Genomic DNA, 26102 nt, shown 5'->3' with positions numbered 1-26102 from the left:
CGCCTGTAGCTACCTTGCTATCGCAGAACGCTGAGGGTAGAATAGCGCGGCTTGACTATTGGGTAGCTGAATTAGAGATCGGCGCCTGTTTTTTTATCTATAATGTTTGGAGTATTACAATGTCTCTAAGTGTTGAAGCTAAAGCTAAAATCGTAGCAGACTTCGGTCGTGGCACTAACGATAGTGGTTCTACTGAAGTTCAGGTTGCTTTGCTGACTGCGCAGATCAACCATCTGCAAGGCCACTTTTCTGAGCACAAAAAAGATCACCACAGCCGTCGTGGTCTGCTGCGTATGGTTTCTCAGCGTCGTAAGCTGCTGGACTACCTGAAGCGTAAAGATGTAGCACGTTACACCAGTCTGATCGAGCGTCTGGGTCTGCGTCGCTAAGTCTTCTGAGTTTCAGTGGGAAGGGGCCTCTTTTGGCCCCTTTCTTCTAGGAAGCGTTAGCAAAACAGAGTAGTGTATTGTTGTTAAATATGATCTTTCATTACAGAGGTTCGCGCGGCTAATGAGAGGCTTTATCTGCATAAGCAAGATAAGGGTTGTCATTAGTCGTGAGGATGTAGTGTAAAGGTCGGGAGTTCATTGGTGCGTTTATCTAGAATACGTGTAACGCGCCCCAGTTAAGGATATTATTTTGCTGAATCCGATCGTTCGTAAGTTTCAATATGGTCAGCATACCGTCACGTTAGAGACAGGTATGATGGCACGCCAGGCTACCGCTGCTGTAATGGTAAGCATGGATGACACAGCGGTATTTGTTACCGTTGTCGGCGCTAAAAACGCTAAACCCGGCCAAAGTTTCTTCCCGTTGACGGTTAATTATCAAGAGCGTACCTACGCTGCTGGACGTTTCCCCGGTGGTTTCTTCCGCCGTGAAGGTCGTCCAAGTGAAGGCGAAACGCTAATTTCTCGTCTGATTGACCGTCCGATTCGCCCTCTGTTCCCAGAAGGTTTCCTGAATGAAGTTCAGGTGATTGCAACTGTCGTTTCTGTTAATCCACAGGTTAACCCTGACATCGTTGCCATGATTGGCGCCTCTGCGGCACTGAGTCTGTCCGGTATCCCGTTCAGCGGTCCTATCGGTGCGGCGCGCGTCGGTTACCTGAACGATCAGTATGTCCTGAACCCAACAACGGACGAGCTGAAAGAAAGCCGTCTGGATCTGGTTGTTGCAGGTACAGAAGGCGCGGTTCTGATGGTGGAATCCGAAGCTGACCTGCTGAGTGAAGACCAAATGCTGGGTGCCGTCGTGTTTGGTCACGATCAACAACAGGTGGTTATCGAAAACATCAACGCTCTGGTTGCCGAAGCAGGCAAACCGAAGTGGGAATGGCATGCGCCAGAAGTTAATGTTTCTTTAGAGCAGCGTGTACAGGCTTTGTCTGAAGCTCGTTTGGGTGACGCTTATCGCATCACCGAAAAACAAGAGCGCTATGCACAGGTTGACGTCATCAAAGCTGATGTTGTTGCTGCTCTGCAAGCCGAAGATGAGACGCTGAATGCTGGCGAGATCCAGGAAATTCTGGGCAACGTCGAGAAAAACGTTGTGCGTAGCCGCGTACTGGCTGGCGAACCGCGCATCGATGGCCGTGAAAAAGACATGATTCGTGGTCTGGACGTGCGTACGGGTGTACTGCCGCGTACCCACGGTTCTGCGCTGTTCACCCGTGGTGAAACGCAGGCGTTGGTCACTGCAACGCTGGGTACTGAGCGTGATGCCCAGACCATTGATGAACTGACCGGTGAACGTACCGATCGCTTCCTGCTGCACTACAACTTCCCTCCGTACTCTGTTGGTGAAACCGGTATGGTTGGTTCGCCTAAGCGTCGTGAAATTGGTCACGGTCGTCTGGCTAAGCGCGGCGTGTTGGCTGTTATGCCGAAGGCGAGCGAATTCCCGTACACTGTGCGTGTGGTATCTGAAATCACAGAATCTAACGGTTCTTCTTCGATGGCGTCTGTCTGCGGTGCTTCTCTGGCACTGATGGATGCAGGTGTGCCGATCAAATCAGCCGTTGCGGGTATCGCGATGGGTCTGGTGAAAGAAGGCGACAACTTCGTTGTTCTGTCCGACATTCTGGGTGATGAAGACCACCTGGGCGATATGGACTTCAAAGTTGCTGGTAGCCGCGAAGGTATCACCGCGCTGCAAATGGATATCAAGATCGAAGGGATTACCCGTGAGATCATGCAGGTTGCTTTGAATCAAGCCAAAGGTGCGCGTTTGCACATTCTGGGTGTGATGGAGCAGGCAATCAGCACGCCGCGTGGCGATATCTCCGAATTTGCACCGCGTATTCACACCATCAAAATCAGTACCGATAAGATCAAAGATGTGATCGGTAAAGGTGGTTCAGTGATCCGTGCTCTGACCGAAGAGACGGGTACGACCATTGAAATCGAAGACGATGGTACAGTGAAGATCGCTTCAACCGACGGCGAAAAAGCGAAACACGCGATTCGTCGTATTGAAGAGATCACTGCCGAAATCGAAGTCGGCCGCGTGTATCAGGGTAAAGTTACCCGCATCGTTGATTTTGGTGCTTTCGTCGCTATTGGCGGCGGTAAAGAAGGTCTGGTACATATTTCTCAGATCGCCGACAAGCGTGTAGAGAAAGTGACTGACTACCTGCAAATGGGTCAGGAAGTGCCAGTCAAGGTTCTGGAAGTTGACCGTCAGGGCCGTGTGCGCTTAAGCATCAAAGAAGCTAATGCGCAAACTCAGGAAGCGGCAGCCCCGTCTTCTGAGGAATAACGACTGTTAGAAAACGGTCCTATGGCACCTTGCCTGATTATGGCAAGGTGCTGCGTATATCGTAAGGGTATGGATGTCCTTGCGTTGAGCAGTCCGGGACAGGATGTTCATCCAATGTTTGTCTTCGGGAGTGGGAAATGAAGCCTTTCTTGCGCTGGTGTTATGTTGCAACAGCACTCATGCTGGCAGGATGCAGCAACACGGATTGGCGTAAAGACGCAGTATTGGCGATTCCGTTACAGCCTACTTTACAGCAGGAAGTGATTCTGGCACGCATGGAACAAATCCTTGCAAGCCGAGCATTAACCGATGATGAGCGAGCACAGCTATTATATGAGCGCGGAGTGCTGTATGATAGCCTCGGGCTACGGGCATTGGCGCGAAATGATTTTTCACAAGCGCTGACGATCCGCCCTGATATTCCAGAAGTTTTTAACTATTTGGGTATCTATTTAACGCAGGCAGGCAATTTTGATGCTGCCTATGAAGCGTTTGATTCTGTACTAGAGCTTGATCCAACTTACAATTACGCGCGTTTAAACCGTGGCATCGCTTTGTATTATGGCGGTCGCTATCTGTTAGCGCAGGATGATCTGCTGGCGTTTTATCGAGACGATCCGAATGATCCTTTCCGTTCGTTATGGCTGTATCTTGTGGAGCGAGAAATCAATCCAGAGACGGCCAAAATTGCGTTGAAGAAACGCTATGACGACGCGAAGAAAGGGCCTTGGGGATGGAATATTGTCGAATTCTACCTGGGCAGTATCAGTGAAAAAACACTGATGCAGCGTTTACAGGAAGAAGCTACGGATAACACTTCGCTCGCTGAGCATCTCAGTGAAACTGACTTCTATTTAGGTAAGCACTACCTAAGTCTGGGGGACAAGAACACCGCTTTGGCGCTGTTCAAGCTGACGGTTGCCAACAACGTCCATAACTTTGTTGAGCACCGCTATGCATTGTTGGAATTGGCGCTATTAGGCCAAGAGCAAGACGACCTATCAGGATCGGACCAGCAATAGCTGACGAACACTTAATCAGCCTGAAAAACTTCGGTTATCACCTTCACGGGTGAGGGCTTTTTTGTTCGCTTTTTAATCCAATTTGAGCCGGTTCACACTTTTCAATGAAAATGACTGAAAATTTTCACGACGAGTTATGTAGACTGGCCGCCATGTTTAATGAGGCACGTGTACATGACTGATTTATTTACTTCTTTTTCCGATTTGGGGCTGTCTGCTCCTATTATTAATGCCCTGACCGATCTGGGCTATGAAAAACCATCGCCGATTCAGGCTGAATGTATTCCTCACCTGCTGAACGGTCGTGATGTGCTGGGTATGGCACAGACCGGTAGCGGTAAAACTGCGGCTTTTGCTCTGCCATTACTTAATAATTTAAAGCCTGAGTTAAAAGCACCGCAGATGCTGGTGCTGGCACCAACCCGTGAGCTGGCTGTTCAGGTTGCTGAAGCCTGTAATGATTTTGCCAAGCATATGCACGGCGTTAATGTTGTTGCCCTGTACGGCGGCCAGCGTTATGACGTTCAACTGCGCGCTTTGCGTGGTGGAGCCCAGATCGTTGTGGGTACTCCTGGTCGTCTGCTGGATCACTTGAAACGCGGTACGCTGGATCTGTCTAATCTGAGTGGTCTGGTTCTGGATGAAGCTGATGAAATGCTGCGTATGGGCTTCATCGAAGATGTTGAAAACATCATGGCTCAGATCCCTGCTGCGCATCAGACTGCGCTGTTCTCTGCCACCATGCCGGAAGCGATTCGCCGCATTACGCGTCGTTTCATGAAAGATCCGCAAGAAGTTCGCATCCAATCAAGCGTGACTACGCGCCCAGACATCAGCCAGAGCTACTGGACGGTGCAGGGTATGCGTAAAAATGAAGCGCTGGTGCGTTTCCTGGAAGCAGAAGATTTTGATGCGGCAATTATTTTCGTTCGTACCAAGAACGCTACGCTGGAAGTGGCTGAAGCGCTGGAACGTAGCGGTTACAACAGTGCCGCGCTGAACGGTGACATGAATCAGGCGCTGCGTGAGCAAACGCTGGAGCGTCTGAAAGATGGTCGTTTGGATATCCTGATCGCGACCGATGTTGCGGCGCGTGGTCTGGACGTTGAGCGTATCAGTCTGGTCGTGAACTACGATATTCCGATGGATGCCGAGTCTTACGTCCACCGTATTGGTCGTACCGGTCGTGCTGGTCGTGCAGGTCGTGCTTTGCTGTTTGTAGAAAACCGCGAGCGTCGTCTGCTGCGCAACGTTGAACGCACAATGAAGCTGACGATTCCTGAAGTGGAATTGCCAAACGCAGAGTTGTTGGGTCAACGCCGTCTGGCTAAGTTTGCTGCTAAAGTACAGCAGCAACTGGAAAGCAGCGATCTGGACATGTACCGCGCGCTGTTGACGAAACTGCAACCGCAGGAAGAGTTGGACATCGAAACGCTGGCTGCCGCGCTGCTGAAAATGGCACAGGGCGAACGTCCTCTGATTCTGCCGCCAGATCCGGCATTCCGTCCGCGTCGTGAATTCCGCGATCGTGATGAGTCTCGTGGTGATTCACGTGGCGATCGTCGCCGCGATCCGCGTGATTCCCGCGAAAGCCGTGACGGTGACCGTCCGCAGCGTCGTGAACGTCGTGATGCGGGTGAGATGGAACTGTATCGTATCGAAGTGGGTCGTGATGACGGTGTTGAAGTTCGTCATATTGTTGGTGCTATCGCCAACGAAGGGGATATCAGCAGCCGTTACATCGGTAACATCAAGCTGTTTGGTTCCCACTCAACGATCGAACTGCCGAAAGGTATGCCGGGCGATCTGTTATCGCACTTCACCCGCACGCGTATTCTGAACAAACCAATGAATATGCAATTGCTGGGTGATGCCGTCGCACAGCCAGAGCGTCGTGGCGGTGGTCGTCCTGGTGGCGAACGTCGTGATGGCGCAGCTCCACGTCGCTCTTTCGGCGGTGGTGAACGCCGTGAAGGTAACGGTAACGGCGGTGAGCGTCGCGAGCGTTCTTTCAACCGTGATAGCCGTGACGGCGCGCCACGCGCTCCACGTCGTCGCCCTGCTGACGCGTAAGCTACGATTTTTTTAAAATCGACTGCAATACAAAACGACCCTGAACGGGTCGTTTTTTTTGGTCAGAACAAACTCACTCGTTCGATATTACAGCGTCTTGCATACATCCATCGCGATTTCAAACGAGCGCAGTCGCGCCTGATGGTCAAAAATTTGACCATTGATCATCACTTCATCCGCCTGCGTTTCACGCAAAAGGCTCTGCAATCCATGACGTACCTTTGCGCTATCGCCGACAATCGACAGCCGTAATGCTTGATCCGCACCGAACTGCTCGGCAGGCGATCCGACTGTGTCGATGTTCTCTACCGGAGCGGGTAGCGGGCCCGGTGTGCCACGGCGCAGGTTGATGAACTGTTGCTGCATTGAGGTGAAGAGGAAGCGCGCATCCCGATCGCTATCGGCTGCAACCACATTGACGCAAACCATCGCATAAGGCTTGGCATGGGGGGCGGAAGGGACAAAGTTCTCACGGTAGAGGCGGAAGGCTTCCAGCAACATATCGGGTGCGAAATGGGCGGCAAAGGCGAAAGGTAAACCCAGTCTCGCGGCCAGCTGTGCGCTGTACAGGCTCGATCCCAATAGCCAGATCGGAACGTGTAGACCCTGTCCAGGGACGGCCTGCACTGCCTGACCCGGCTGTGCGTCGGCAAAATAGCGTTGTAATTCCTGCACATCGCGTGGGAAATCTTCGATATCGGCATTGAGGTGACGGCGCAGCGCCATCATGGTGCGCTGGTCGGTGCCGGGTGCGCGACCTAATCCCAAATCGATACGGCCGGGGTACAGCGATTCCAGCGTACCGAACTGCTCGGCGATGACGAGCGGTGAGTGGTTCGGTAGCATCACGCCGCCGGAGCCGAGACGGATGCGTTGTGTACCCGAGGCAAGATAGCCGAGCAGCACTGACGTCGCCGCGCTGGCGATACCCGTCATGCTGTGGTGTTCCGCCAACCAATAGCGGTGATAGCCCCATTTTTCTGTCTGTTGCGCCAGATCCAGCGAGCGATGAAAAGCGTCACGCGCTGTCGCGCCTTGCGGAATCGGTGCAAGATCGAGGACGGAAAACACAGCGGCTTGAGAAGGTGTGGACATAATATGGCTCACTTTGTTGTTCACTGACTCCACCCATTCGGTGGATGCTAACGCCGTCAGTCAATGATGAAAGTCAGATCAGTATGCGGGAATGTCGCAGCACCGCGTAGTTGAAAGGTGCGATTGAGGGAAAAGGGCGGCTGGCCGCCCTGATAGGAAGTGAATTACTGAACGAGCTCCAGGCCAGCAACGCGACGCCAGTAGCCGTTGCAATCTGCCTGATTTTCCAGCGTTAATGGTGCATTACCTTGCTCGTTGGCGCGGAATTGATCCAGCATCGTCAGCGTGCTGATATCGTTCGGGGACAATCGGACGATATCGACCAGATCCTGCATTGACGTCAGCTCGTTGCCGAGGTTGTAGCAATAGCCGCTTTGCGTCTGGATGCCATTCAGGACAAAGACTTGCTGGTTCTCCTGCGACAGCATTTTTCTGCCTTGCGGATAGCTGAGGCAGCAGGTTTCGCATTCATCCTTCGGCCGATCTTCTGAGCGGGCGGTAAAGCAGCGGGCGGAATAGGCTAACGGTAAATGGCCGTAGCTGAGCACTTCCACTTCAAACTGATGGCGAAAGCCAAGCTCGTCACACTGATTCAGCAGATTTTGCAGCCAGTCTCGGGAGAGCTCGACCGGCATGCACCAGCGCACCATACCTTGTTTATGCAGCACTCGCAGGGTGTACGCATTGTAGCAGTTGAGCGCGTGCCCGGCGACAAACGGCAGATTGCGTTCGGCGGCGATGTTAACGGCGCCCAGATCGTTTGCTTCCAGCAAGAACTCGCCGTTCTCCACATAGCGTTTTAGCTCGGTGAGTTCAGACGGCGCTTGTAACAGTGCCAGCGTAGAGATCACCACCTGTTTCCCGCTGTTGGCGACCTCGCGGGCGACGTTGAACCAGTCCGCCACTTTCATCAAGCGGCGTTTGCTGCACACCGTTTCGCCGAGATAAATGATATCGGCGCTGCTGTTCACCGCAGCCTGATAAAACGCCTCAACATCCTCTTTCGGCCAATAGTAGAGGATATTCCCTAATGCGTATTTCATGTGTTCTCCTGCTACTGCCATTTACGGTGATAAGCGCCAAGCGTGGTCTGTTTGCCTTCTGCTACCGCGCCTAACGCATCCATCCAGGCCTGAGTGGGAACGAATGTCTCAGGATTGGCACGGCAGCGATCGATAGCCTGTCGCCACACCTGCGTAATCTGGCTGACGTAGGCTGGGCTGCGCTGGCGGCCCTCTATCTTCACAGAGGCAATATTGGCAGCCATCAATTCAGGTAGAAGCTCTAGCGTGTTCAGGCTGGTTGGCTCTTCCAGCGCATGGTAGCGCTGTCCATCGACCAAATAGCGGCCTTTACATAGCGTCGGATAACCGGCGTTTTCATCATCCTGATAGCGGTCGATCAGAATATTGTTCAGGCGTGATTCCATGCCGTTCTCCGTCTGCTGCCAGCGTACAAACCGCGCGGGGGAACAGGCACCTACGGTATTCGGTGATTCACCGGTCAGATAAGAAGAGAGATAGCAGCGGCCTTCCGCCATGATGCACAGGCTACCGAAGGCGAACACTTCGAGCGGCACCGGGCTGGTACGAGCGATTTGCTTCACCTGATGGATGGACAGCACGCGTGGCAGCACGATGCGTGAGACATCGAAATGGCGATGATAGAAACGGATCGCTTCGGTGTTTGTCGCGGAAGCCTGAACCGACACGTGACGCTCAATGTGGGGATAGCGCTCGGCGGCATATTCCAGCATGGCGAGATCGGCGAGGATCAGCACGTCGGCCCCGATCTGCGCGGCCATGTCCACGGCGCGCTGCCAGCGCTGATAGCCGTCTGGGTGAGCAAACGTATTGATGGCGATATGCAGCTTACGCCGATGACGATGCACGTACTCGCGCGCTTCCTGTAGTTTCTTATCGGTAAAGTTCAGCCCGGCAAAATGACGTGCATTGGTGTCATCTTTTAGGCCGATATAGACCGCATCTGCGCCATTATCGATGGCAGCTTTCAGTGCTGGCAGGTTGCCAGCGGGGCAAAGCAGTTCCATACACAATCCTTCATTAATCCCTTCGGGCCGTAGCGGGTCGGTACGATCAATGATGTTCAGACTGATACCGCTTTTATGACGGGCGTTTTGCCAGTCACCCCCGCGGGTCGTCGTAAGCGATGAGTTATCAGTCGATGAATGTTGTTAACGATTGGGAATCTTAATTAACCCATCAGGTAAGGACTTTGATTTAAGGCAGTTTATGGTGCTAATCGTCGCGCAAGGACAAAATCTGTTGGGCATAATCAGATAAGCGACTAAATTATTGACATAGACCCCTGCCGCTTGCGGTGGATGTGGCAAAATGTTTGCAGATTATCTGAACAGTCAGATTGCTTTAAGAGGAGTATGCCAGTGTTGGAAAAACTACGAGCGCAGATTGTGCGTCAGGGGCCGAGCTTATTAGGTAAGCCACTCAAGTTCACCCCCTTTGCGCTACAGCGTCAGGTTTTGGAACAGATGTTGGGCTGGCAGTTCCGTCAGGCGCTAGAAGAGGGCGATCTGGCATTTCTTGAAAGCCGATGGCTGAAAATTGAGGTGCGTGATGTCGGTTTGCAGTGGTTTATGACGCTGCGTGATGGTCGTCTGGTGGTCAGCCACGATGAGACGCCGGATGTCAGCTTTAGTGCAGACGCGAACGATCTGATTTTGATCGCCGCGCGCAAAGAAGATCCCGATACGCTGTTTTTCCAGCGCCGTCTGCGCATTGAGGGCGATACCGAGTTAGGGTTGTATGTGAAGAACCTGATGGATGCCATTGAGCTGGAAGCCATGCCTGCGCCGCTGCGCATTGGTCTACTGCAACTGGCGAACTTTGTTGAAGCCGGCTTACAGGAGGGCGTCGTGCAACCAACGAATCACGCGCCAGTATCATGCTAGTTCGGGTGGAAATTCCTGTTGATGCCGCAGGGATCGACAGCTTATTGCGCCGTTCTTTTCCTACGGGTGCAGAAGCCGATTTGGTGCATCAACTGCGCGAAGACGGCTTATTGACGCTTGGCGTTGTAGCAACCGACGATGAAGGCGGTGTGGTGGGCTACGCGGCCTTCAGCCCGGTGCTGATCGAAGGAGAGGATCGGCAGTGGGTGGCGCTTGCGCCGTTGGCGGTAGATGAAAGTCTGCGCCGACAAGGCGTGGGGGAGAAGCTGGTCTACGAAGGGCTGGATGCGCTGAATGAATTTAGCTACACCGCCGTCGTCGTGCTGGGTGATCCTGCTTACTATGCCCGCTTTGGTTTCGTTCCGGCTACCGAGCACCAGTTACATTGTCGCTGGCCGGACAGTGAATCGACTTTTCAGGTTTACCCACTGGCGGACAATCAGGTTGCTGGTGAAGATTCGTTTGAAAGCGAAAGCGGATTTGAACAGGCGATCGGTCTGGTTGAATATGCTGAGCCGTTTAACCGCTTTCTCTAGTCGATAGCGTATCAATACAACGTGTTTGAAATACAAAGCGTCTGAGGCTGGTCTTGTACCAGCCTTTCTTTTTGGCTTTTGCTCAGCTGCTTAATGCGATATTCCAGTTTGAGCGCGTTTGAGCGATCGCCCGCCAGACAGTGAAACACCAGCGTCAATTTGCCTTTCCCCCGCAGCGCTTTTGCCCCTTTTCCCGTTTGATGTTGATTCAGGCGGCGGCTGACATCCGTCGTAATACCTGTGTACAGCGCCCCGTTGACCGTGCGCAGTATGTACAAGTACCAATGAGAATCTTCGGCGTGTTCAGTCATGGTGTTGTCAGTGGATTCTCAGAAACAGTCTTGTGAGTGGTTAGTTTAGGGCGCTTATCCTGCTACGTGAAGCGGCAAGTCGCTGCTGGTGGGCTGATTATTTTTTGGAAAAAGTGATTCAGTACGGCTAAACATAAATAGCACGTTCTTCAAATAACCTCTCACCTATTTGGCGCGGGAAGGGCTGTTTAAGGGGGGACATGATGCTGCACCGGCATCCTGGCGATGAGCATTCAACCTCGCAAGGTTATTCACTTGATGAACCTTCCTGGGGGCAGTTTATGTGATTAAAATCACATATAATAACCATCTATTGCATTCCTCTTACATCAAGTGTGAATGAATGCACAAAATAGTCAGGCGCAGCGTGTTCAAATATCTGATGTGTTCACGTGTCTACATAGTTTCTTTCCGTATTGTTCTTTCGGTGTTGAAGTCATCACAGGATGAACGATAGAGGAAGGCTGATTGCGGTGAGAAGGATCTCAGTGCCGTTACAGGTTGTATCCCCTGAGCGCCATCTTCAAGGAACCAAGTCCGCTCGCCAAACGTGCTGGTTTACGCCAGTTAATGTTCATGGCCGGCTAGACCGGCTGACGAGTTGGAGAATTATATGATCAAGCTGACCATAGCCGCGCAACGTGCGCTGACGCTGATGGGGTTAACCACGTTTTATTGCCTCTGGCGAAAAAGATCCTACGTGAGTAAAAACCCCGCCATCTATCTGCAACTGGCGGACGATATCATGGGCGCTGACGTCGGCCCGTCTGCTGGCAACGCTTGAGCATGCCGCTTCTGCTCAACAGAACTTGCGATTAATCACGCGCACACGGCGCACTATTTTATTCGTGAAAACATTTCATTCATGACAGCATTTTGTTTATGACTGCATAGGTTCACAACAGCAAATGTGCTGGCAGCGACAGGCTGCTGAGCCATATCAGAATTCATCAGGAGTACAGACCTTGTTTCTGATTCAGGAAATTATTCGTAAGAAGCGTGATGGAAAAGCTCTGAGCGAAGAAGAGATCCGCTTCTTTATTAACGGTATTCGTGACAATACCGTCTCTGAAGGTCAGATCGCCGCTTTGGCGATGACCATTTATTTTCACGATATGTCGATGGATGAGCGCGTGGCGCTGACGTTGGCGATGCGTGACTCCGGTACAGTGCTGGACTGGAAAAGCCTGAACCTGAATGGCCCGCTGGTGGACAAACATTCTACCGGCGGCGTGGGGGATGTGACCTCGCTGATGCTGGGGCCAATGGTCGCCGCCTGTGGGGGCTATGTCCCGATGATCTCCGGGCGCGGCTTAGGGCATACCGGCGGCACGCTGGATAAGCTTGAAGCGATTCCGGGACTGGATATTTTCCCGAACGATGACCATTTTCGTCGTATCATTCAGCAGGTTGGCGTCGCGATTATTGGTCAAACTTCCTCACTGGCTCCGGCGGATAAACGCTTTTACGCCACGCGTGACATTACCGCTACGGTCGATTCAATCCCACTGATCACCGCGTCGATTCTGGCGAAGAAACTGGCGGAAGGGCTTGATGCGCTGGTAATGGACGTCAAAGTCGGCTCAGGGGCGTTTATGCCAACTTATGAACTGTCCGAACAGTTGGCGCAGGCGATTGTCGGTGTGGCGAACAATGCGGGATGTCGCACCAGCGCATTACTGACGGACATGAATCAGGTATTGGCCTCCAGCGCGGGGAATGCGCTGGAAGTGCGTGAGGCCGTGCGTTTCCTGACGGGAGAGCACCGTAATCCACGCTTGTATGATGTTACTATGGCGCTATGTGGCGAGATGCTGCTGGCGGGCGGGCTGGCAAGCTCGGCGGACGACGCGCATTCACGCCTGCAAGCCGTGTTGGATAACGGCAAAGCTGCCGACGTCTTTGGTCGTATGGTTGCCGCACAGCGTGGCCCAGGCGATTTTGTCGAACACTACGATCGTTACCTGCCGGTGGCGACACTAAGTAAGCCGGTGTTCGCAATGCGTGAAGGCATTGTGACCGCAATGGATACTCGCGCGCTAGGCATGGCCGTCGTATCGCTGGGCGGCGGACGCCGTCAGGCTACTGATACGATCGATTACAGTGTCGGTCTGGATAGCATGATTAGCCTGGGTGAACGCGTTGATGCACAGCGCCCGCTGGCGGTGATCCATGCCAATACGGAAGCGCAATGGCAGCAGGCAGCGAATGAAGTCCGAGCTGCGATCCAACTGGGTGACACGGCACCAGAAAAGACCCCGATGGTCTATCGTCGGGTGAGTGCGGAAGCGTGATTGCGTAGGGTTGGCAATAGGTTATCTTGAATTGATTTTCCCCTGCCGATAGGTGGGGCGTTAGCGCATCGCTGCGCAGGAGAGAAAAAATGAAACGTGCATATATTATGGTTCTCGACTCGTTTGGCATCGGCAGCAGTGCTGATGCAGAACGTTTTGGTGATGTGGGTTCGGATACGCTAGGCCATATCGCTCAGGCGTGTGCGGCGGGAACGGCGGATAAAGGGCGTAGCGGTACGCTGCATTTGCCGAATCTGAGCCGTCTGGGTCTGGGCAAAGCTGCTGAGGCTTCAACGGGAACGTTCCCAGCAGGGTTGGATGAAAACGCAGACATCATCGGTGCTTACGCGCACGCCAGCGAAATCTCCTCGGGTAAAGATACGCCGTCTGGCCACTGGGAGATTGCCGGTGTACCTGTCCTGTTCGACTGGGGCTATTTTAAAGATGAAGAAAACAGTTTTCCGCAGGAGTTGCTGGATAAACTGGTAAAACGCGCTAATCTGCCGGGCTATCTGGGCAACTGCCACTCTTCCGGTACGGTGATTCTGGATCAACTGGCTGAAGAACACATGAAAACCGGCAAGCCGATTTTCTATACCTCTGCGGATTCTGTGTTCCAGATTGCCTGCCATGAAGAAACGTTCGGTCTGGATAAGCTGTATGAGCTGTGTGAGATCGCCCGCGAAGAGCTGACCGAAGGCGGCTACAACATTGGGCGCGTGATTGCGCGTCCGTTTATCGGCGATAAACCTGGCAATTTTGAACGCACTGGCAACCGTCACGATCTGGCCGTTGAGCCGCCAGCACCGACCATCCTGAAAAAACTGGTGGATGAAAAAGGCGGTGAAGTGGTTTCTGTTGGTAAAATTGCGGATATCTACGCGCAGGTCGGTATTACCAAAAAGGTGAAAGCGACGGGTATTGATGCGCTGTTTGACGCCACGCTGAAAGAGATGGATAGCGCGGGCGATAACACCATCGTGTTTACCAACTTTGTTGATTTCGACTCAGCCTACGGCCACCGCCGCGACATTCCGGGCTATGCTGCGGCGTTGGAACTTTTTGATCGCCGCTTACCCGAGCTGATGTCCCGCGTGAAAGGCGATGACATCCTGATTCTGACGGCTGACCACGGCTGTGACCCAAGCTGGCATGGCACCGATCATACCCGCGAGAATGTACCGGTGTTGATCTATGGGCCGAAAGTGAAGCCGGGTTCATACGGTCACCGTGAAACCTTCGCCGATATCGGGCAGACAGTTGCAACCTACTTTGGCCTGTCGCCTATGGACTACGGCAAATCGATACTGTAAAACACGTCGTTTTTACGTGAACTTGATTAATTAAGGAATAAACGCATGGCTACGCCACATATTAATGCAGAAATGGGTGATTTCGCGGACGTTGTACTGATGCCGGGCGACCCGCTGCGTGCTAAGTATATTGCAGAAACCTTTCTGGAAAATGCCCGCGAAGTGAACAACGTGCGTGGCATGTTAGGGTTCACGGGGACTTACAAAGGCCGTAAAATTTCGGTAATGGGTCACGGTATGGGTATCCCATCCTGCTCAATCTATGCGAAAGAGCTGATCACCGAATTCGGCGTGAAGAAGATCATCCGTGTGGGTTCCTGCGGCGCGGTACGTGAAGATGTTAAGCTGCGCGACGTGGTGATCGGTATGGGGGCGTGTACGGATTCCAAAGTGAACCGTATGCGCTTCAAAGATCACGACTATGCGGCGATTGCTGATTTTGACATGGTGCGTAATGCCGTTGATGCTGCCAAAGCGCGCAAGGTTTCTGTCCGCGTCGGTAACATCTTCTCCGCCGATCTGTTCTACACGCCAGACCCGCAGATGTTCGACGTAATGGAAAAATACGGCATTCTGGGTGTGGAAATGGAAGCGGCCGGTATCTATGGCGTTGCGGCAGAGTTCGGTGCGAAAGCGCTGGCCATCTGTACCGTTTCTGACCACATTCGTACCGGTGCGCAAACTACGTCAGAAGAACGTCAAAACACGTTCAACGAGATGATCGAGATCGCGCTGGAATCCGTTTTGCTGGGCGATAACGAGTAATATCATCACAGCCCGGACATTCGCTCCGGGCTATGCTCTTCCCGTTTTCTTCACACCTTTCCGTAAGAAATCTGCTGTATGTCCGCCTCTGGCCGCGTAACAGCGAGATCGATAGCGTGGTTCCCTGATTCCTCTTTTTCCTCTGGATCGAGTGGCGTTAACCGTATCCGATGCGTGAAACAATCCAGCACGGCGGGCTGATGGCTGACGGCCAGCACGATGGTGTGTGGTAGCGTTATTCTGATTTGTGCTAACAACCGAAGCGCCGCTGCATCATCGAGCTGGCTGGTGGCTTCATCCAGACAAAGTAGAGTCGGACGCAGCAGTAACGCACGCGCGAGCGACAGGCGCTGTTGTTCACCGCCTGATAGTTCCCGACTCCAGTTCGCTTTGTCGTCCAGACGAGAAATCAGTGAGGCGAGTCCAGTTTGTTCCAGTACCGTGATCAACGGTACGGTATCGGCTAGCTGTGCCTGTGGGTAACACAATACCTGACGCAACGTATCCTGCGGTAAATAGGTTTTTTGCGGCAAGAAGAGTGCTCGACCTACCGGAAAAAGACACTCTCCTTGCGATACCGGCCACAGCCCAGCCAGCGCCCGCAGCAGCGTAGTTTTCCCCGTGCCGCTGGCTGCGCAGAGCGCCGCCCATTCGCCAGCCTGAAGCGTGAGCGTCAGCGGGGCGAAATACGGCGAACCATTGGGGCGTGGTACGGATAGCGCGTTGATATGCAGGGCATGCCCTTCATGGCACGGTTCCTCTGGCGTCGGTAATTGCTGTAAGCGGTGCTGGAATTCCCACAGCCGTTCAATGGTGGAAGACCATTGAACCAGCTGACGATAGGCATCGATGAACCAGCCAAAAGCATCCAGCACATAGCCGAAGGCAGATCGCGCCTGCATAATTGCTCCAAGGCTAACCTGACGGGCGAGAAACAGCGGCAGGGTGGCGAAAACCGGGATAATCAGGCTGAAACGGAAATAGCTGGTGGTAAAGCTTTCCAGCCGGAATTCTCGCGTCATTAAACGCTGCCAGTTTTGCACGATAGGCAGAAAGCGTAGCCGCATCCGCTGCTGCTCGGCGTCGCTGCCTTGATAAAACGCGATTTGCTCGCTGTTATCCCGAACTCGCAGCAGCGTGGCGCGATAGTCGGCTTCTACCCGCTGACGTTCAATATTCAGCTTGTGCAGACGATGCCCCAGCCGATGCGTCACCACGCTGGCTAATGCGGCGTAAACCAGCGCGATCCACACCAGATAGCCGTGTATCGTGAGGAGGTAGCCGCCCAGCGTGAAGGTATGGACGCCGGAAAGCTGCCAGAGAATGGCGATGAAAGAGAAAAAACGGGCAGTATTTTTCAGCAGCGAAAGCAGGAGTTCGAGACTCTGTTCGATCAGCAGACGGATATCTTCCGCGATGCGCTGATCGGGGTTATCCAGCCCAGCGCTGAGCTGGTAGTGGGCGTGATGGCGTAGCCAATCCTGTTCATACTGGTGCGTCATGGTATCGCGCCAGCGGATAATCAGCTGTTTCTTGAGCCAGTTTCCGCAGATGATCACCAGCACGAATAGCAGCGTGTAGGCCAGATAGCGCACGGCCATCTCGTAGATTGACGCGTGCTGAAAGTAGTCGGCCAGCGCGTCGTAAAAATCCCGGCTCCAGTTGTTGTACTGCACGCTGATCCACACGACGGAGAGCGTCAGGCTCATAATCAGCAGGAGCAGTAGCCACAACAGCGTGGCGCGCGTGGTCAGCCAGAAAGGCGCGACCAGCGTATAAAAGCGTTTAAGCGTTTGCATAATGGATTGGGCGATGGCCTGCCAGCCGAGGCTGGCAGGCGTATTCGCTTAGAAATTCCACTTCGCGGTTAGCATGAAATTACGCGGGTCGCCGTAATAGTTGTTGCCGCTAAGATGGCGGTTATTCAGGTTCAGGAAGTAGGTTTTATCCGTCAGGTTATTGCCTACCAGATTGAAGCTCAGGTTCTTGCTGTACTGATAGCGGACATTGGCGTTAAACAGCGTATAGCCGCCCTGAGACAGGCCAAAAACGCGGTTTGGATAGGTTTGCGTACCCGTTTGGGCAGTCATGCCTGCACCAATCGTCCATTGATCCAACTCACCCGGCAGATTGTAGGAGGTGTACAGCTTGAACATATGCTTCGGCGTGCGCGGGCTGAACTGTGCCGCTTTATCAGTCTCTGATGCTTCCAAATATTTACTGTTAGTCAGGGTATAACCCGTCTGAATCTGCCAGCCTTCAGCCAGTTGCCCTGTGACATCCAGTTCGACCCCTTGGCTGCGTACTTTGCCTTCAGCACTGGAACAACCGCTATTAGAATTTCGGCAAACGGAACTATCCGCCTCGGCGCGCGCACGGTTGGACTGAATAATGCGGAACAGTGCCAGTGAAGCATTCAGATCGCCGTCAAAAAACTCCCCTTTAACGCCGGTTTCATAGTTGGTGCCGATAATGGCAGGCAGTAGCTTATCGTCCTTATCGCGTGCACTCTGCGGTTTATAGATTTCAGCATAGCTGGCATACCAGGTGTAATTGTCGGCAAAATTCCATAGCAGGCCGCTGTAAGGGACAAATTTATCGCGAACGTGCAGGCTGCTGTATTCCTTGTCGCTGGTGTTGCGCTGGTTATCATAATAGTAGTCGTAGCTATAAGCGCTGTAGCGGCCGCCGAGGATTAGTTTCCAGTTATCGGCCAGCTCCCAGCGTGTGGTAGTAAACAGTCCGCGCTGATAAATATTATATTGTTCTCTATAACGAGAACTGTAGAGGCTAAGGTTCGACCAATCGGGTTCTGCGACTGAGTTGGGGTTCCAATTATAGATATTGGCACTGGTGGTGTTAGCAATACGGCCAATAGCGTTGTCGAAGTTCTCTTTCTGATAATCACCGCCGAACACCAACTCATGGCTACGTCCCAATAACTCAAACGGACCACTCACGCTGAGGTTATAGCCCCATTGATCGCTCTTGTTGTCATAGTGCAGCGCATTGTTTAATCGGCTGACTCCCGTAGCAGGATCGACGCCTGCCGTGCCATTCATAATACCGATATAGCGCTCTTTAGACGTGGCTCGTGTGTAGCTGAGCGCACTTTTTAGTGTCCAGTCGTTGGTAAAGCGATGTTCGAATTCAGCAAATGGATTAATCCTTTCAAAATTAATCCGGTTCCAACTCGCCCCCAGAAACGTTGAACGCGGGAGGTGTAATTTGCTTTTATCGGTGCCGAAAGGAACGCCATAAAGATCGGGCACTACATCTGTTTTCTGCCAGTTCATGCCGGTGGTCACGGTAGTGTCGGGTGTGATATCCCAAGCCAGCGTCCCGAACAGTACTTTACGTTCGCTGCCGACATAATCTGTAAAACTCTGTTTGTCTTGGTATACGCTGATCAGCCGGCCGCGCAGGCTGGCATCGTCATTGAGTGGGCCAGAAATATCTATCTCGCTGCGGTAGTTGTCCCAACTACCGATCCCTGCGCTGGCAGAGGCCTGAAATTCATAGGTTGGTTTTTTACGTACCAGATTGACGGTACCTCCGGGCTCCCCGCTGCCCTGTGTTAGGCCTGAAGCGCCGCGCAGAACTTCGACGCGATCGTAAATCGCCAGATCGGGTGATTCACTGGTCGATTGGGAGGCGTTCATTACGCTATTTTGCGACGATTGGTTGACGCCATCTTCTTTGATATTGTCCATCGTGAAGGCACGCGATTCGTATTTCACCTGAAAGCTATTCTGGTTGACCACGTTGATTCCGGTGGTTTGCTTCATGGCCTCATCCAGCGAGGTCATGTTCTGATCGTCCATGCGCTGGCGCGTGACAACGCTCACCGACTGCGGCGTTTCTCGCGGTGACAGATTCAGCTGTGTCGCGGTGTTCATGCTGCGCGTGGTGTAGGACTGAGTGCCTTCAGTCACGCCGTTGCGGTTGACGCCTGCCACGACCAGCATTTCATCCCCCTGCGGTATTCTCTGTAAGCGCCAGACGCCGTTAGGCTGTGGAATCACCTGAAGCCCGCTCCCAGCCAGCAGAGCCGAAAATCCGCCATCGACGCTGTAATTCCCTTGCAGAGATTGCCCAGCTTTTCCTGTCGACAGTTGTGCATCACCGACCAGATAAACGCCTGATTGGGCGGCAAACTGGTTGAGTTGCTGGTTAAGCGGCCCGGCAGGGATGGAATAGGTTTTGGTTGCCGCTGCGGCTGTCGCTTCTGCCGCCGTTGCGGTGGAATATGCAATCAGCGGTGCGCCGCATAGCAACAGATGAACGGCAATTGCCAGTTTGGAAGGAGTGCGCTGTGTAGAGAAAAATGGAATCAATGCCATGAAAATTCGCCTTCTGACCCAGAGTAAAAATTGGTGGTTTTACTGTGAATCGAACGACAGTGGAAAAAGGGGAACTCAAAAGAGAAAATTTTTTGTCTGTGTCCGAAAAAGAGGGGGATATCAGCGCGGTTCGACGGTCACCCACCACGGAAAACGCTGATGGATACGAACCGGGAAAGCCTGCGCCAGCATGTTCAGTGCCATGTCGGTATCGGTTAAGGGGAAGGTGCCCATCACGCGTAAATCAGCGATGGCAGGCTGGCATGCCAGATAGCCGTGGCGATAGCGTGATAGTTTCTCCACGACTTCACCCAGCGGCATGTTGTCCGCCTGTAGTACGCCGTGCGACCAGTCGGCATCATTCTGCTGATTAGGCACGATGTCACCCTGACCGTCGGCGTTAAAGCGCAGGTGATAGCCCGCGTTGACCCGGCGTGCGGCGGAGGCGTATTTGGCGCTGACGTCGACCGCGTGTTGGTAAACGGTTAGCGTGGTAGCGTTCGATTCCTGCGCGACGCTGAAGCGCGTGCCCAGCGCCTGCAAGCGCCCCTGCGCGGTGGTGACAAAGAAAGGGCGAGCATCGGCAGCGGTATCAATCAGAATATCCCCCGCCAGCAGGGCAATTTCCCGACGCTGATTGCTGTAGCGGATATCAATCGCGCTGGCGGTGTTTAGCCATAGCCGGGTATTGTCCGGCAAGGTGAGCGATTTGATTTCTCCTACCGCACTGTGATGATCGGCCGTCATCGCCAGCAGCGAGCCTTTTAACGGCGTATGGCGATACGTCAGCCAGGAAAGGAGTGAACCGGTGCTGAGTAGCGCGGCGAGCTTGAGCGCACGACGGCGTGCCATTGATTCCGGCTTATGTAGCAGCGTATTCAATGCGGGCTGCTGACCGTCGCCGCGCAGCGGTTGGAAGCGCTGGCTGACGGTTTGCACGTATTCCCAGGCACGGTGATGCTCCTCGCTTTCTTCCATCCAGCGCTGCCAGTGACGGTAGTGCTCATCGTCAGGCTCCCGATCGCACAACTGGGCGTACCATTCCGATGCCTGCTGTAAGGCAATAAAGCTAGGCTTGTTCAGGCTGGGTTTATTCATGGATGAGCAGCCTGATCGTCCGCGTCTATCTCTGCTTCCAGCAGTACGCAGTGCAGCATGGCCTGTGCCATATATTTTTTCACCATGCGTTCAGAAACGCCCAGCGTCTCGGCAATGTCCCGATAAGGTTGCCCTTGAACCTGCGCCATGATGAAAGCAGCACGCACCTTCTCTGGCAACGCACGCAGCATGGCATCGACTTGATATAAGGTTTCGAGAATGATGTTGCTGTCTTCCGCCGACAGGGCAACCGGTTCCGGCTGTTCGGCCAGCGAGCTGAGCCACACTCGCTCAATTTCTCGCTTACGCCAGAGATCGATGCACATGCCTTGTGCCATCACGCTTAGATAAGCTCGTGCGCCAGCGTGGCTGTCGAACTGACGTGGTTTCAGCAACAGCCGTAAAAACACATCCTGCGCCAGATCGGCCGCGTCACACAGATTCCCCAGTCGTTTACGCAATAGCCCCTGCAACCAGCCGTGGTGCTGACAATAGAGCTGATGCAGATCTGCTGAGGTATCAATATTGGCTGATGACATGTCAGGTGCCTGAAACGGATCGGTCGGAGGTCAAATTTCAGGCGCATCTTAGTTGAGAATGATTTTTATTTCAACGCTAAGGAAAATGTGGGTAACGCAGCCAAAGGAGTGAGGTGAGTGTGGACTAAGGTTGGAATGCACCACGCCCGGTAGTCGATTCAGGCGTGGTGAGGTTCAACGAAACAGAGATGGGTTGGTCTACGCGCCAGACCCTTCCAACTCGTTACTTAATCGCCTGGGCTGGAACCTGCGCAGCGCTGTTAAAGCTGATCTCGTTGATGGCGCTCCACTTGTTTACATCGGTGCCAAACGTATCCAACTTGAAGAATTTGGCTTTAACGGCAGGGAAGGTGAATTTCTCACCGTCTTTGGCGTTGCTGGAAGTGACCAGGTTGTCAGCCAATTTTTTCCAGGTTTTACCGTCGGTAGAGTAGGAGACGGAGAACTTCAGTTTGCGCTCGTCTGCTTTGAAAGGAACCAGGACAAAGTTCTCAACAGATTGTTCTTTATCCAGTTCTAACTGAACCCAGCTCTCACCATTTGCTGCCCAGCGCGTTTTTACGTCGCCATCGGCAATGTTGGCAGGCTTGTGGCCTTTGTCTGAATCATAAGCGGAGGCCGTAACCGCCGTGACTTGTACCGCGTAAGCGGAAAGAGAGAATAAGCCGCACAGGAGCGTCGTAGCCAGAGTGTATTTTTTCATATTATTCCTCGTAGATAACGGATAAACCATGGCATGCCTGCAAACCAGAAACATGAAATGGAACCTTATTGTGATAAAAAAGAAACGAGGTTTTATTTATGGCGATCACGTTGCGGGGATTTTTCTGACGGAAAAAAAAGCAGAGCGGGACGGGGCTCACATTATGGCACCCGACTTGGTGTAGGTGCCACAGGAAAAAGCGTTAACCGAGTGGCAGTGCCATAAGAATGGCGTCTTCTCGGCCCTGTGCCGTGGGGTAATAATCGCGGCGCACGGAGACTTCGTTAAAGCCCAGACTTTCATACAGTGCGATGGCGCGTGCGTTTGATTCTCGTACTTCCAGCCACAGCGTCAGAATGCCGCGCCGCTCCATCTCGTCGATCACGTGTTCCAACAGTTGGCGACCGAAACCCTGACGTTGATGGTCGGGGTGCACGGCGATATTGAACAGTGTCGCCTCATCCAGCACGACCTGCGTGATGGCGTAAGCGGCAAGCTGTCCGTTATGGCTCAGCTTTAGGTTGACATAACGTTCACCCTGATTGCTAACAAACGTTTTTTCCGTCCAGGGAAAGGCGTGGCTGGCTTGTTCAATTTTAAAGGCTTGTGCCAGATCGGCTGGCGTCAGAGAAGATATCGTGTTCATGTTCACAGATCTGTTGCCATAACGCCCGTTTGGCGTCGGCATTTTGATGAAGTTCGGAAAGCAGAGGGCTGGAAAGCTGAACGCCCTGTAGCGCAATGGGGTCCGTGATGCCCAACCGCCAACTGTGACAGTGTGCGTTGGCGGGCAGCATCTCGATCTGCTGCGGCGTCAGGCGATAGGCTTGCGCGGGCGTCAGCGCCAGACTGTGCAGAACGTCGGCCAGCAGCGGTTCATCATCCGCCAACGGTTCGGCGGAAACGATCACCAGACGTACCTGGTCGGGTAGGCTGACGGCGATTTCGCCTTGCAGCACCGTCGGGCGACGCAGCGTCCACTGCGTAATCCCCAGTTGCTGTAGCAGCCTGTCACGTCTTGATTCCATACGTTGTCCTGTCTGGCGGGCGAGAAAATAAGTCGTGCCTATGCTAACAAACCCCGTCAGGCTGCGCCAATGTCGGCGCGGTTATTTCCTCTTCGCTCTGCAACTTCGGGGACGAAGCGTATATAATCCCCCGTTCAATGATTAAGGAGCCGTAGCCTGATGTCCGCATTAACCCCCGCCAGTGAAGTCATACTGCGCCATAGTGACGAATTTCTTTCACGCCGAGTTCTGTTTGCCGGTGATTTGCAGGATACCCTGCCCGCGCAATTTGAGGCGGCGTCGGTGCGTGTCCATTGCAACCAATATCACCACTGGCAACAGATGGCAAAGCCACTTGGGGATAACGCTCAATATGGTCTGGTCGCAGATGCAGCGCTGGTGGCGGATAGCGATACGCTGATTTATTACTGGCCGAAGAGCAAACAGGAAGCGGAATTCCAACTGCGTAATCTGTTGTCCTTGCTGCCTGTCGGCGCGGAGATCTTCGTCGTTGGAGAAAACCGCAGCGGTGTACGCAGTGCTGAAACTGTGCTGTCTGACTTCGTTGAACTGGTAAAAATTGACAGCGCGCGCCGCTGCGGGCTTTACCACGGTCGGATTGATAAGCAGGCCAGCTTTGCGCTGGATGAGTGGTGGGACGAGTATGTGACGGACGGCGTTACGGTTAAAACGCTTCCGGGTGTGTTCAGCCGTGATGATCTTGACCCAGGTAGTCGACTGCTGCTGTCTACGTTTGAGCCGCACATGAAAGGTAAGGTGCTGGATATCGCCTGCGGTGCTGGCGTGTTGGCATCGGTGCTGGCGAAGCAGTCGCCGAAAATCCGCCTGACGCTGAGCGATGTCAGCGCTGCGGCGGTGGAGTCCAGCAAGGCTACGCTGGCAGCGAACGCGCTGGAAGGCAGTGTGATTGCGAGTAACGTCTATTCCGACATCAACGGCCGCTTCGATATGATCGTGTCCAACCCGCCATTCCACGACGGCTTACAGACCAGCCTGCAAGCCGCGGAAATGCTGATTCGTGGTGCTGTGACCCATCTACCAATTGGTGGGCAGCTACGCATTGTTGCTAACGCCTTCTTGCCTTATCCGGCGCTGTTAGATGCCGCATTTGGCAGCCATGAAGTGCTGGCGCAGACCGGGCGCTTCAAGGTGTATCAGGCCACCGTGGGTCGTCCGCCGCGCACAGGTAAAGGTCGCCGGTAAAAAAACTACTGATTCAGGGCTGCCATACTCTCCTTGCCGTAGCGTTCACCTGCTGCGGCATCGGGCGGGAAGATGGCATCAATGGCGGCCAGCTCCTCTCTCGTTAGCGTGACATCCAGCGCCGCAACGTTTTCTTCCAGATAACGACGGCGTTTGGTGCCTGGGATCGGCACGATATGTTCGCCCTGCGCCAGTACCCACGCCAGCGCCAGCTGTGATGGCGTCACCTGTTTTTCCTGCGCCAGTTGGTTAATTTTCTCTACCAGTTGCAGGTTTTTGCCGAAATTTTCCCCCGAGAAGCGTGGATTGGTGCGACGGAAATCGTCAGCGGCTAAATCGTCCGGGCTGCGAATCGCGCCCGTCAGAAAGCCGCGACCGAGCGGGCTATAAGGGACAAAGCCGATACCCAAACGCTCACAGGTGGGCAGAATCTCGGCTTCCATATCGCGCGTCCACAGTGAATATTCGCTCTGTAACGCCGTAATGGGGTGCACACGGTGCGCACGTTCTAGCGTGGTGGCGGAGGCTTCACTCAGGCCGATGTAGCGAATTTTACCTTCCTGAACCAGCTCGGACAGCGCGCCGACCGTCTCTTCAATGGGAACCGTTGGATCGATGCGGTGCTGATAGTAAAGATCGATAACGTCCGTCCCGAGCCGCGTCAGGCTGCCTTCTACCGCACGACGAATATAGTCCGGCTTACCGCAGACACCGCGTGCGTGGGGGTTTGCTGGGTCGCGCACGATGCCAAACTTGGTTGCCAAAAAGACCTGCTCGCGCTTGCCTTTTATCGCTTTGCCCAGCAGCAGTTCATTGGTATGAGGGCCATACATATCGGCGGTATCCAGCAGGGTGACGCCCAGTTCCAGCGCTCGATGCAACGTGGCGATGGACTCTTTTTCATCCTGCGCGGTGGAGTAAAAATCACTCATCCCCATGCAACCTAGCCCAATTGCTGAAACCTGCGGACCGTTTGCTCCTAATTTGCGCTGTTGCATTGTCATCTTCCTCATCTCGTTGGGAGTGAGAGCAGTCTGGTTGTTTATCTGAAAAAGATAAATACTGCTTTTTATGCAACACTATTCAAAAATAACTAACAATGGTGGCGGTTATGGATCATATTCAGTCGATGCGTGTTTTTGTGCGAATTGTCGAGCTGGGCAGCTTCAGCCGTGCAGCAGAGCGGCTGGCGCTGCCGCGTGCGACGGTGAGCAACACCATTAAACAGCTTGAAGGGCGGCTAGGGGTACGTTTGCTGCAACGCACGACTCGTCAGGTGCAGATCACCGACGAAGGGCGCGTTTACTATGAACGCTGTCTGCAATTGCTCGCGGAAATAGAAGAGATCGACACGCTGTTCACGCAGCAAAAGCAGCAACCCGTTGGTAAAGTGCGGGTGGATATGCCGCACTCGCTGGCGAGGGAAATCGTCGTTCCGGCGCTGGGCGAGTTCTACGCGCGCTATCCGCAGGTGACGCTAATGCTGAGCGCCAACGATGCGGCAATTAATGTGCTGCGTGAAGGCGTCGACTGCGTGCTGCGTGCCTGGCAGACGGATGACGAGACGTTGGCGACCCGCCATTTGCCGTCCATGCCGCAGGTCACCTGTGCGTCGGCTGACTATCTGGCGCGTTACGGCGTGCCACGCTCACTTGATGAGCTGTCGGGGCATCAGATGGTTGGCTATTTCTCTCTGCGTACCGAATACCGTTATCCGCTGGAATTCATGTCGGGCGATGAGTGCATTACGCGTATGCTGCCCGGTGTGTTGCAGGTTAACGGCACCGATGCCTACATCGCCAGCGCGCGTGCGGGATTGGGGATTATTCAGGCTCCGCGTCGCGGCTTAAGCTCACTTTTGGAAAGCGGGGAACTGGTGGAGATCCTGCCGGAGACGCCGCCGCCTGCGATGCCGCTCTACGTGATGTATGCGCCTGGTCGCTTTCTTGCGCCACGGATTCGGGTGTTTATTGAATGGCTTGATGAACTCTTTACGCGCAACGCCGCGGAGAGATGATGATTTTTACAGCAAACCCCGCATTCCAGAGGAAATAATCATTGACGTGAACGCGAAAACCTCTAGAATTCGC

25 protein-coding genes are annotated in these 26102 nt (G+C 53.6%); 13 read left to right on the top strand and 12 right to left on the bottom strand.

Going from position 1 to position 26102, the window contains the following annotated elements; all coding sequences use genetic code 11:
- Nucleotides 1-119: 119 nt before the first annotated feature.
- The 5 genes from rpsO to EDI29_RS11250 all read left to right on the top strand — a co-directional run bounded on the left by rpsO (nucleotide 120) and on the right by EDI29_RS11250 (nucleotide 5855).
- On the top strand, nucleotides 120-389 hold the full coding sequence (gene rpsO / locus EDI29_RS11270) for a 30S ribosomal protein S15 (protein WP_010279698.1): 270 nt from the start codon (nucleotides 120-122) through the stop codon (nucleotides 387-389).
- Between the two features lie 250 nt (nucleotides 390-639).
- Nucleotides 640-2760, top strand: coding sequence for a polyribonucleotide nucleotidyltransferase (gene pnp / locus EDI29_RS11265; RefSeq protein WP_137740996.1), 2121 nt, complete (start codon nucleotides 640-642; stop codon nucleotides 2758-2760).
- A gap of 137 nt (nucleotides 2761-2897) precedes the next feature.
- Nucleotides 2898-3782 (top strand): lipoprotein NlpI, encoded by an 885-nt coding sequence (gene nlpI / locus EDI29_RS11260; RefSeq protein ID WP_107170100.1) that lies wholly within the window; start codon nucleotides 2898-2900, stop codon nucleotides 3780-3782.
- Between the two features lie 104 nt (nucleotides 3783-3886).
- Nucleotides 3887-3964, top strand: a complete 78-nt coding sequence (yrbN, locus tag EDI29_RS23210; RefSeq protein WP_099606227.1) for a protein YrbN — start codon at nucleotides 3887-3889, stop codon at nucleotides 3962-3964.
- Nucleotides 3957-5855, top strand: a complete 1899-nt coding sequence (locus EDI29_RS11250) for a DEAD/DEAH family ATP-dependent RNA helicase (protein ID WP_137740995.1) — start codon at nucleotides 3957-3959, stop codon at nucleotides 5853-5855. The genes yrbN and EDI29_RS11250 overlap by 8 nt, the downstream gene beginning before the upstream one ends.
- Before the next feature lie 87 nt (nucleotides 5856-5942).
- Here EDI29_RS11250 and EDI29_RS11245 read toward each other — a convergent pair whose 3' ends face one another.
- From EDI29_RS11245 to ubiU, 3 genes are all read right to left on the bottom strand, one after another.
- On the bottom strand, nucleotides 5943-6950 hold the full coding sequence (locus EDI29_RS11245; RefSeq protein WP_137740994.1) for a luciferase-like monooxygenase: 1008 nt from the start codon (nucleotides 6948-6950) through the stop codon (nucleotides 5943-5945).
- A gap of 164 nt (nucleotides 6951-7114) precedes the next feature.
- Complete coding sequence (locus EDI29_RS11240) at nucleotides 7115-7993, bottom strand: U32 family peptidase (RefSeq protein ID WP_137740993.1); 879 nt, start codon at nucleotides 7991-7993, stop codon at nucleotides 7115-7117.
- Nucleotides 7994-8004: 11 nt separating this feature from the next.
- A complete protein-coding gene (ubiU, locus tag EDI29_RS11235) occupies nucleotides 8005-9000 on the bottom strand; it encodes a ubiquinone anaerobic biosynthesis protein UbiU (RefSeq protein WP_137740992.1) in 996 nt (331 codons plus the stop codon).
- Nucleotides 9001-9354: 354 nt separating this feature from the next.
- On the opposite strand from ubiU, the gene ubiT reads away from it, so the two are divergent.
- Together ubiT and EDI29_RS11225 are read left to right on the top strand one after the other, a co-directional pair.
- On the top strand, nucleotides 9355-9879 hold the full coding sequence (gene ubiT, locus EDI29_RS11230; protein WP_137740991.1) for a ubiquinone anaerobic biosynthesis accessory factor UbiT: 525 nt from the start codon (nucleotides 9355-9357) through the stop codon (nucleotides 9877-9879).
- Nucleotides 9873-10415 carry a GNAT family N-acetyltransferase gene (locus tag EDI29_RS11225; RefSeq protein ID WP_137740990.1) on the top strand — a complete coding sequence of 181 codons (543 nt, stop codon included), beginning with the start codon at nucleotides 9873-9875 and terminating at the stop codon, nucleotides 10413-10415. Before ubiT ends, EDI29_RS11225 begins: the two co-directional genes overlap by 7 nt.
- 11 nt (nucleotides 10416-10426) lie before the next feature.
- Here EDI29_RS11225 and EDI29_RS11220 read toward each other — a convergent pair whose 3' ends face one another.
- A complete protein-coding gene (locus EDI29_RS11220) occupies nucleotides 10427-10726 on the bottom strand; it encodes a GIY-YIG nuclease family protein (protein WP_137740989.1) in 300 nt (99 codons plus the stop codon).
- Between the two features lie 613 nt (nucleotides 10727-11339).
- Here EDI29_RS11220 and EDI29_RS22745 point away from each other — a divergent pair.
- The 4 genes from EDI29_RS22745 to deoD all read left to right on the top strand — a co-directional run bounded on the left by EDI29_RS22745 (nucleotide 11340) and on the right by deoD (nucleotide 15098).
- Nucleotides 11340-11510, top strand: a complete 171-nt coding sequence (locus EDI29_RS22745; RefSeq protein ID WP_167494502.1) for a hypothetical protein — start codon at nucleotides 11340-11342, stop codon at nucleotides 11508-11510.
- Between the two features lie 181 nt (nucleotides 11511-11691).
- On the top strand, nucleotides 11692-13020 hold the full coding sequence (deoA, locus tag EDI29_RS11215) for a thymidine phosphorylase (RefSeq protein ID WP_137740988.1): 1329 nt from the start codon (nucleotides 11692-11694) through the stop codon (nucleotides 13018-13020).
- An 89-nt stretch (nucleotides 13021-13109) separates the two neighbouring features.
- Entirely contained in the window at nucleotides 13110-14333 is a 1224-nt protein-coding gene (gene deoB, locus EDI29_RS11210; protein ID WP_137740987.1) for a phosphopentomutase, read from the top strand.
- Nucleotides 14334-14378: 45 nt separating this feature from the next.
- On the top strand, nucleotides 14379-15098 hold the full coding sequence (gene deoD / locus EDI29_RS11205) for a purine-nucleoside phosphorylase (protein WP_137740986.1): 720 nt from the start codon (nucleotides 14379-14381) through the stop codon (nucleotides 15096-15098).
- Between the two features lie 50 nt (nucleotides 15099-15148).
- Here deoD and EDI29_RS11200 read toward each other — a convergent pair whose 3' ends face one another.
- The 7 genes from EDI29_RS11200 to EDI29_RS11170 all read right to left on the bottom strand — a co-directional run bounded on the left by EDI29_RS11200 (nucleotide 15149) and on the right by EDI29_RS11170 (nucleotide 22809).
- A complete protein-coding gene (locus tag EDI29_RS11200) occupies nucleotides 15149-16897 on the bottom strand; it encodes an ABC transporter ATP-binding protein/permease (protein WP_137740985.1) in 1749 nt (582 codons plus the stop codon).
- A gap of 48 nt (nucleotides 16898-16945) precedes the next feature.
- Nucleotides 16946-19441, bottom strand: a complete 2496-nt coding sequence (locus tag EDI29_RS11195) for a TonB-dependent siderophore receptor (RefSeq protein WP_137740984.1) — start codon at nucleotides 19439-19441, stop codon at nucleotides 16946-16948.
- Between the two features lie 120 nt (nucleotides 19442-19561).
- A complete protein-coding gene (locus EDI29_RS11190; RefSeq protein ID WP_241664925.1) occupies nucleotides 19562-20539 on the bottom strand; it encodes a FecR domain-containing protein in 978 nt (325 codons plus the stop codon).
- A complete protein-coding gene (locus EDI29_RS11185) occupies nucleotides 20536-21078 on the bottom strand; it encodes a sigma-70 family RNA polymerase sigma factor (RefSeq protein ID WP_137740983.1) in 543 nt (180 codons plus the stop codon). Before EDI29_RS11185 ends, EDI29_RS11190 begins: the two co-directional genes overlap by 4 nt.
- 223 nt (nucleotides 21079-21301) lie before the next feature.
- Nucleotides 21302-21781, bottom strand: coding sequence for a discoidin domain-containing protein (locus tag EDI29_RS11180; RefSeq protein ID WP_137740982.1), 480 nt, complete (start codon nucleotides 21779-21781; stop codon nucleotides 21302-21304).
- Between the two features lie 202 nt (nucleotides 21782-21983).
- The gene (gene rimI / locus EDI29_RS11175; protein ID WP_137740981.1) at nucleotides 21984-22427 is read right to left on the bottom strand and encodes a ribosomal protein S18-alanine N-acetyltransferase; all 444 of its coding nucleotides are present in this window, start codon (nucleotides 22425-22427) and stop codon (nucleotides 21984-21986) included.
- Complete coding sequence (locus EDI29_RS11170) at nucleotides 22378-22809, bottom strand: DNA polymerase III subunit psi (RefSeq protein ID WP_137740980.1); 432 nt, start codon at nucleotides 22807-22809, stop codon at nucleotides 22378-22380. The genes rimI and EDI29_RS11170 overlap by 50 nt, the downstream gene beginning before the upstream one ends.
- A gap of 159 nt (nucleotides 22810-22968) precedes the next feature.
- On the opposite strand from EDI29_RS11170, the gene rsmC reads away from it, so the two are divergent.
- Nucleotides 22969-24012: a 16S rRNA (guanine(1207)-N(2))-methyltransferase RsmC gene (gene rsmC, locus EDI29_RS11165; protein ID WP_137740979.1), complete on the top strand. Its 1044-nt coding sequence runs from the start codon at nucleotides 22969-22971 to the stop codon at nucleotides 24010-24012.
- Between the two features lie 5 nt (nucleotides 24013-24017).
- On the opposite strand, the gene EDI29_RS11160 is transcribed toward rsmC, so the two are convergent.
- Entirely contained in the window at nucleotides 24018-25010 is a 993-nt protein-coding gene (locus EDI29_RS11160) for an aldo/keto reductase (protein WP_137740978.1), read from the bottom strand.
- A 113-nt stretch (nucleotides 25011-25123) separates the two neighbouring features.
- On the opposite strand from EDI29_RS11160, the gene EDI29_RS11155 reads away from it, so the two are divergent.
- A complete protein-coding gene (locus EDI29_RS11155; RefSeq protein ID WP_137740977.1) occupies nucleotides 25124-26029 on the top strand; it encodes a LysR family transcriptional regulator in 906 nt (301 codons plus the stop codon).
- The last annotated feature ends 73 nt before the right edge of the window (nucleotides 26030-26102 follow it).

Source organism: Pectobacterium polonicum, from assembly GCF_005497185.1.
In the GTDB taxonomy this organism is placed as follows: domain Bacteria; phylum Pseudomonadota; class Gammaproteobacteria; order Enterobacterales; family Enterobacteriaceae; genus Pectobacterium; species Pectobacterium polonicum.
This window is presented reverse-complemented; position numbering and strand designations above follow the sequence as displayed.

Coding starts and splice junctions, on each gene's coding strand:
- EDI29_RS22745 (WP_167494502.1), top strand. CDS start 11,340: ATGATCAAGCTGACCATAGCCGCGCAACGTGCGCTGACGCTGATGGGG.
- EDI29_RS11250 (WP_137740995.1), top strand. CDS start 3,957: ATGACTGATTTATTTACTTCTTTTTCCGATTTGGGGCTGTCTGCTCCT.
- rpsO (WP_010279698.1), top strand. CDS start 120: ATGTCTCTAAGTGTTGAAGCTAAAGCTAAAATCGTAGCAGACTTCGGT.
- yrbN (WP_099606227.1), top strand. CDS start 3,887: ATGAAAATGACTGAAAATTTTCACGACGAGTTATGTAGACTGGCCGCC.
- deoD (WP_137740986.1), top strand. CDS start 14,379: ATGGCTACGCCACATATTAATGCAGAAATGGGTGATTTCGCGGACGTT.
- EDI29_RS11185 (WP_137740983.1), bottom strand. CDS start 21,078: ATGTCATCAGCCAATATTGATACCTCAGCAGATCTGCATCAGCTCTAT.
- EDI29_RS11180 (WP_137740982.1), bottom strand. CDS start 21,781: ATGAAAAAATACACTCTGGCTACGACGCTCCTGTGCGGCTTATTCTCT.
- deoB (WP_137740987.1), top strand. CDS start 13,110: ATGAAACGTGCATATATTATGGTTCTCGACTCGTTTGGCATCGGCAGC.
- nlpI (WP_107170100.1), top strand. CDS start 2,898: ATGAAGCCTTTCTTGCGCTGGTGTTATGTTGCAACAGCACTCATGCTG.
- EDI29_RS11240 (WP_137740993.1), bottom strand. CDS start 7,993: ATGAAATACGCATTAGGGAATATCCTCTACTATTGGCCGAAAGAGGAT.
- EDI29_RS11155 (WP_137740977.1), top strand. CDS start 25,124: ATGGATCATATTCAGTCGATGCGTGTTTTTGTGCGAATTGTCGAGCTG.
- ubiU (WP_137740992.1), bottom strand. CDS start 9,000: ATGGAACTGCTTTGCCCCGCTGGCAACCTGCCAGCACTGAAAGCTGCC.
- EDI29_RS11200 (WP_137740985.1), bottom strand. CDS start 16,897: ATGCAAACGCTTAAACGCTTTTATACGCTGGTCGCGCCTTTCTGGCTG.
- rimI (WP_137740981.1), bottom strand. CDS start 22,427: ATGAACACGATATCTTCTCTGACGCCAGCCGATCTGGCACAAGCCTTT.
- EDI29_RS11160 (WP_137740978.1), bottom strand. CDS start 25,010: ATGCAACAGCGCAAATTAGGAGCAAACGGTCCGCAGGTTTCAGCAATT.
- EDI29_RS11220 (WP_137740989.1), bottom strand. CDS start 10,726: ATGACTGAACACGCCGAAGATTCTCATTGGTACTTGTACATACTGCGC.
- EDI29_RS11190 (WP_241664925.1), bottom strand. CDS start 20,539: ATGAATAAACCCAGCCTGAACAAGCCTAGCTTTATTGCCTTACAGCAG.
- EDI29_RS11170 (WP_137740980.1), bottom strand. CDS start 22,809: ATGGAATCAAGACGTGACAGGCTGCTACAGCAACTGGGGATTACGCAG.
- rsmC (WP_137740979.1), top strand. CDS start 22,969: ATGTCCGCATTAACCCCCGCCAGTGAAGTCATACTGCGCCATAGTGAC.
- EDI29_RS11195 (WP_137740984.1), bottom strand. CDS start 19,441: ATGGCATTGATTCCATTTTTCTCTACACAGCGCACTCCTTCCAAACTG.
- EDI29_RS11245 (WP_137740994.1), bottom strand. CDS start 6,950: ATGTCCACACCTTCTCAAGCCGCTGTGTTTTCCGTCCTCGATCTTGCA.
- EDI29_RS11225 (WP_137740990.1), top strand. CDS start 9,873: ATGCTAGTTCGGGTGGAAATTCCTGTTGATGCCGCAGGGATCGACAGC.